This window comes from Leyella stercorea, from assembly GCF_021531655.1.
The window spans coordinates 1-5,337 of sequence record NZ_JADYUF010000084.1 but is presented as its reverse complement, the minus strand read 5'-3'; the positions used below and the strand labels follow the sequence as shown (position 1 = coordinate 5,337).

The following is a 5,337-nucleotide window of genomic DNA, read 5'->3' as shown; positions in this document are numbered from 1 at the left end:
TGACATACGGAAATACTCAAAGCCTTTTTTATACAATAAATTCAACCTCAAAGTCTAAATCCGAAACTTGAGTTAGTTTATACTTTAATGTTTGCAAACATTATACAAAACCTGCTTAAAACAAAAATAAAAGTCAACAATTCTTAAAAATAAGGTACATTTTTATGTAGAAGAGGTAGCCGTTGGTTTTAAGTGGCATAGACGAGGTATTGCGAAATACTCAATTATTTGTATGTTTCGTAAACATATTTGAGTATATTTTACCTTTTCTAAAATTATTTTCGTACTTTAGTAAGCGTATTTACTTATTTTATAATAATGTATAGCAAAGAATGATGGACGATATATTGAAACAGATAAAGGCTGGCGAGGTGTCGGGGATGCAGTTCAAGGAACGCATTCTCGACAAATATGATATTGCCTGTGAGTTAGTGGCGTTCAGTAATTCACATGGTGGCAAGTTGGTAGTTGGTATAAAGGATAAGACCGGAGAAACCAATGCCTTGTCGTATTCTGAGGTACAAGAAACAACTAACTTGTTGAGTGACATTGCTTCCGAAAACGTAGTGCCATCCATTCTGATAAAGATAGATACTGTTGAGGTCGAGGATGGCAACTTGGTTATTGCTACTGTGAAGGAAGGAGTCAACAAGCCTTATCATGACAACAAGTGAATCGTATGGGTGAAGAATGGTGCCGACAAGCGTAAAGTGTTCGATAATGCTGAACTTGCAGAAATGATGACCGACTGCGGTAGTTTTGCACCAGACGAGGCAGGTGTTAGGGATGCAACTGTCAACGACCTTGATGCAACGACTATCAAGCAGTTTCTTGGCAACCGTTTTGAAAGAGTGTTGGAGAAGAAAGGCTTAATAGGTGACGCTTTTAATGAAGCATCACTTGATATGATATGCTCTGCCATAGCTAAGGGGCATGACTGTGAGAAGATACTTCGCAACCTGCGATTTATCCGTCCCGATGGTACACTGACCGTTGCTGCCATGCTTCTATTTGGCAAATATACCCAACGCTGGATGCCAATGATGACAGCCAAGTGTATCTGTTTTGCTGGCAACAGTGTTGGCAGCAAGGTGTTCCGTGACAAAGTGAATGATGCAGATATGGAGGGAAATCTGCTTCATCAATATGACACTATCATGGATTTCTTCACTCGTAACCTGCATAATGTGCAAGTAGGAAATGAATTCAACAGCATGGGTAAGTTGGAAATACCTTACACCAGCTTGGTTGAGTTCACTGTAAACAGCCTTGTACACCGTTCGCTGAACATGAAGGCCCCTGTTCGCATTTTCATTTTCGACAATCGTGTTGAGATTCACAGTCCTGGTGCATTACCTAACGGACTCACTATTGATGACATCAAGGCAGGAACTTCCATGCCTCGCAATATGTTCCTTTTTAACAATGCTATATACTTGCTGCCATACACTGGTGTAGGTAGTGGCATCACTCGTGCACTGGACGAAGATATCAATGTCACGTTTATGAATAATGACAAGGCACAGGAATTTGTCATCACAGTTTGGAGAGGAGAAAGTAACCAAGTCGAAGACTTAGATACCAGACTTAGACACTCTGACACCGACTTAGATACCAGACTTAGACACTCTGACACCGACTTAGACACTGGACTTAGACACTCTGACACCGACTTAGACACTAAAAGGGTAACATTGACGAACAAGGAAAAGGATATTGTAAACTTCTGTTCCGTACCTCGTACAACCAAAGAGATACTTGACAGAATTGGTGTCAGTATGCATTCCAAGAATCGTGAACGTTACATCACCTCCCTTGTTGCAGCCGGATATTTGCAGATGACTAATCCGGATAATCCTACGGCAAGCAACCAGAAATACAAGAAAGTAACAACAAAGTAGAAAATAAAAATGATGGACTCCTTATATCGAATGTTGGGGGAATGAAAGAAAAATCGCTCATATCTTGCTTTTTTAGGGCAAAGATATGAGCGACTTAGTATGAAGTAAAAGACAAGGCTACTCCAAAATCTTTTTAAACATTACATCAAGATAATTATCATCATGTTGGAATATCACATGGCTATCAGTAAACTCTGGACGGGAAGCCCAAAAACTTACATCTTTATAATCAGTATTGCTGACAATATAACTATCCAAAACAATATCCGGGTCACCGAGTGACGGCTGCACTTCTTCTTGCAATTGTCGGAACAATTGAATCTTAGGATCTTTTAATCCTTGCAAATTTCTAATACCCTTAGGGTCGATGAAGGTAACATGCTGTTTCACTCCGTCGTTTACCCAAAGAATGAAATCTGGATAAAAATTGCTGGCTTCAAAGAAGCCTATGCCTTTACGACTTTCGTTGCGAAGCAAGTAGACATCCTTACCTTTCAGCGTATCCTCTTTATGCTCATTGTAGTATTTACGCACATGCTTTACAAATGTGCTTTCTCCAACATTGAGTGCCACGGGTGATATTTTTAATAAGCGGTTCATTAGTATCTTTATCCACAAGAAGCAACCACTTTCTTGTCCAATTCTCCCTCATCAAAGATGTTCTTTAGATGTTTGCTTATAGCAGGAACCCCAACTCCAAAGAGTTGTGCCATAGCCTTTTGCGTACACCAAAGTGTTTCATCCTTGATAACAACCTGCACTCTGCCGTCGGCATCAGGCATGTTGTAGAGAAGAAACTGTATTTCGTTACTCATGTCACTTCTTTTAACTTAAAAAGCACCAATCACCCGAATAAATATTCAGATGATTAGTGCTTTATATATTGACAATCAATCTGTCTGATTAGTCCTGGATATCCCAACCTACAGCCGATGCACCGAGCACAGCTGCTGATGAACCTTCGAGACCGCTAACGAGGAACTTGGCCTTGCCCTTGAAGATGTTGAGCACTGTCTCGTCGTAAGCCTTCTTGATAGGATTCATGATGAGATCACCAGCCTTTGTGAGTCCACCGAAGAAGATGAAAGCCTCAGGTGAAGAGAAAGCTGCGAAGTCGGCGCAAGCCTCACCGAGAATCTTGCCTGTGAACTCGAAGATTTCGTTGGCAATCTTATCACCCTTGCCAGCTGCCACAGCAACATCGTACGATGTAATCTTCTCTGGATCGAGCTCGCGCAGCAATGAAGGCTCGTCGCTGTTGGCGAGGAACTCGCGTGCCGAACGTGCAACACCGGTAGCCGAGCAATATGTCTCAAGACATCCCTTGCGACCGCAACCGCACTGACGACCATTCTCCTTAACGATAACGTGACCAAGCTCGCCTGCGAATCCGTCACATCCGTATACCAACTGACCGTTGATAACGATGCCTGAACCTACACCTGTACCGAGAGTGATAACGATGAAGTTCTTCATACCGCGTGCTACGCCGTATGTCATCTCGCCGATAGCAGCAGCATTGGCGTCGTTGGTAAGAGCTACGGGAATGCCGAGCTTGTCTGAGAAGAGCTTTGCCAAAGGCACAACACCCTTGCGTCCCCACTCGAGGTTAGGAGCAAACTCGATAGTGCCGTTATAGTAGTTGCCGTTAGGCGCACCGATACCCATAGCCTTAATCTTATCTATGCCACCGACCTGGTCGATGATAATCTTCAGAGCCTCAATGGAAGCATCGACATAAGCCTCAACATTGTCGCCATAGCCCTGAGTCTTGATAGCAGTAGTGGCCTTGATGTCGCCACGGCTGTCAACAATACCGAAAACTGAGTTTGTACCACCGAGGTCCAAACCGATTACATAGGGTTTAAGAGAATCTTCTGTCATAATGATTTTTGTTATAATTGGTAAATTAATATAGTTATGGTTAGCGAGCGCACACAACTCAATGGTGCACACTACATTATGGCAAAGGTATTAAAAATGTTGTAAAACAACAAAGTTTTAAGTATAAAATTTGTCTATATCGCATAAAATTCCGAATTTTGCAAGCGTTATGCAATTTCCAATTCAATTAGATATTTTAGACTTTGTATTCAAAGGAATACTCATAGGCATCATGGCTTCGGCGCCAATGGGGCCGGTCGGAGTGCTTTGCATACAACGCACGCTTAACAAGGGGCGCTGGTATGGATTTGTCACAGGCATTGGCGCTTGCGTAAGCGACATCATATATGCACTGTTCACTGGTCTTGGCATGAGTTTCATGATGGACATAGTGGGCAACGAACGCAACCGTTTTCTGTTGCAGATAAGTGGAAGCATCGTTCTGCTGCTGTTCGGTATTTATTGCTATCGCTCCAATCCTACAAAGAACATGCATCAGAGCAACAAGACGCAGAAGGGCACTCTCGTACACAACGGCATAACAGCTTTTCTGGTGACGCTGTCCAATCCGCTCATTATTTTTCTCTTTATATTCCTTTACGCACAGTTTGCCTTCGTTGTGCCCAACCGCCCCATTGAGATGTCGGTGGGATACGTGAGCATCGTGGGCGGTGCTATGCTGTGGTGGTTCGGACTGACGTGGCTCATCGACAAGGTGCGCGGCAAGTTTGACAACACCGGCATCCTGCTCATCAATCGTGTCGTAGGCTGCATAGTGGTAATATTCTCGATCATCATGCTGCTCGGAACTGTGTTCAACCTTTATAAATTGCCTTATTAAAAATATGTTTATAGCCCAAGATTTACGCAAGAAGAGCACTGCCGAATTCGTGCTCTATATGTGGCAGGTAGAGGACATCATACGCGCTTATGGTTGTCAGCTGTCACGCATCAAGAACGAATACATTGCCCGATTTGCCGACTATACCGACGAGCAACGCGAAGAAATGGTTGACTGGTATGGCGACCTCATCACAATGATGAACTCGGAGGGCAAGCGCGAGAAGGGACACCTCACTATCAACCAGATTGTGGTAAAGGACATGAACGACCTGCACAACCAGCTGCTGCAAAGCTCTCGATTCCCCTTCTACAACGCCGAATACTACAAGGTGCTGCCCTTCATCGTCGAACTGCGCAATCGTGGCGACAAGGATGTGAGCGAGATTGAGACTTGCCTCAATGCCCTCTACGGCACTATGATGCTGCGTCTGCAGGGCAAGAAGATAAGTCCCGACACCGAACACGCCGTCAAGGAGATTTCCACCTTCCTCGGTATGCTCAGCGACTATCACATCAAGGACAAGACCGAGGGTCTGCGTTTTGACGACGACGAGGAATTCTAAAGCGTCAGACACTACACAACACACGCCCTGTAAAGGCTAAAGTACACATTATAGGAGGCTATGGCGTCCCCGCCGTAGCCTGAGCAATAAAACAGCGCAAACCAAATGAGGGAGTAACATCCTAACATTTGAAATGCCAACCAACT

At 43.9% G+C, this 5,337-nt stretch carries 4 protein-coding genes and 2 pseudogenes; 3 read left to right on the top strand and 3 right to left on the bottom strand.

The features are described from left to right. The first annotated feature begins 332 nt into the window (after positions 1 to 332). A pseudogene (locus I6E49_RS13910) lies at positions 333 to 1,901 on the top strand (RNA-binding domain-containing protein). A 117-nt stretch (positions 1,902 to 2,018) separates the two neighbouring features. Here I6E49_RS13910 and I6E49_RS13905 read toward each other — a convergent pair. The 3 genes and pseudogenes from I6E49_RS13905 to I6E49_RS13895 form a co-directional block, all read right to left on the bottom strand. After that, positions 2,019 to 2,501: a hypothetical protein gene (locus I6E49_RS13905; protein WP_235403064.1), complete on the bottom strand. Its 483-nt coding sequence runs from the start codon at positions 2,499 to 2,501 to the stop codon at positions 2,019 to 2,021. A gap of 32 nt (positions 2,502 to 2,533) precedes the next feature. After that, a pseudogene (locus tag I6E49_RS13900) lies at positions 2,534 to 2,716 on the bottom strand (cell filamentation protein Fic); the annotation flags it as partial. Between the two features lie 88 nt (positions 2,717 to 2,804). Beyond that, positions 2,805 to 3,785 (bottom strand): ROK family protein, encoded by a 981-nt coding sequence (locus I6E49_RS13895; protein ID WP_235394279.1) that lies wholly within the window; start codon positions 3,783 to 3,785, stop codon positions 2,805 to 2,807. Between the two features lie 169 nt (positions 3,786 to 3,954). On the opposite strand from I6E49_RS13895, the gene I6E49_RS13890 reads away from it, so the two are divergent. Then, complete coding sequence (locus I6E49_RS13890; protein WP_235403063.1) at positions 3,955 to 4,626, top strand: LysE family translocator; 672 nt, start codon at positions 3,955 to 3,957, stop codon at positions 4,624 to 4,626. A 4-nt stretch (positions 4,627 to 4,630) separates the two neighbouring features. Next, entirely contained in the window at positions 4,631 to 5,191 is a 561-nt protein-coding gene (locus I6E49_RS13885) for a DUF4924 family protein (RefSeq protein ID WP_235394277.1), read from the top strand. Positions 5,192 to 5,337: the final 146 nt, after the last annotated feature.

What these genes read in the sequence shown, in the direction of transcription:
- I6E49_RS13895 (WP_235394279.1), bottom strand. Translation starts at nt 3,785, where the DNA reads ATGACAGAAGATTCTCTTAAACCCTATGTAATCGGTTTGGACCTCGGT.
- I6E49_RS13890 (WP_235403063.1), top strand. Translation starts at nt 3,955, where the DNA reads ATGCAATTTCCAATTCAATTAGATATTTTAGACTTTGTATTCAAAGGA.
- I6E49_RS13905 (WP_235403064.1), bottom strand. Translation starts at nt 2,501, where the DNA reads ATGAACCGCTTATTAAAAATATCACCCGTGGCACTCAATGTTGGAGAA.
- I6E49_RS13885 (WP_235394277.1), top strand. Translation starts at nt 4,631, where the DNA reads ATGTTTATAGCCCAAGATTTACGCAAGAAGAGCACTGCCGAATTCGTG.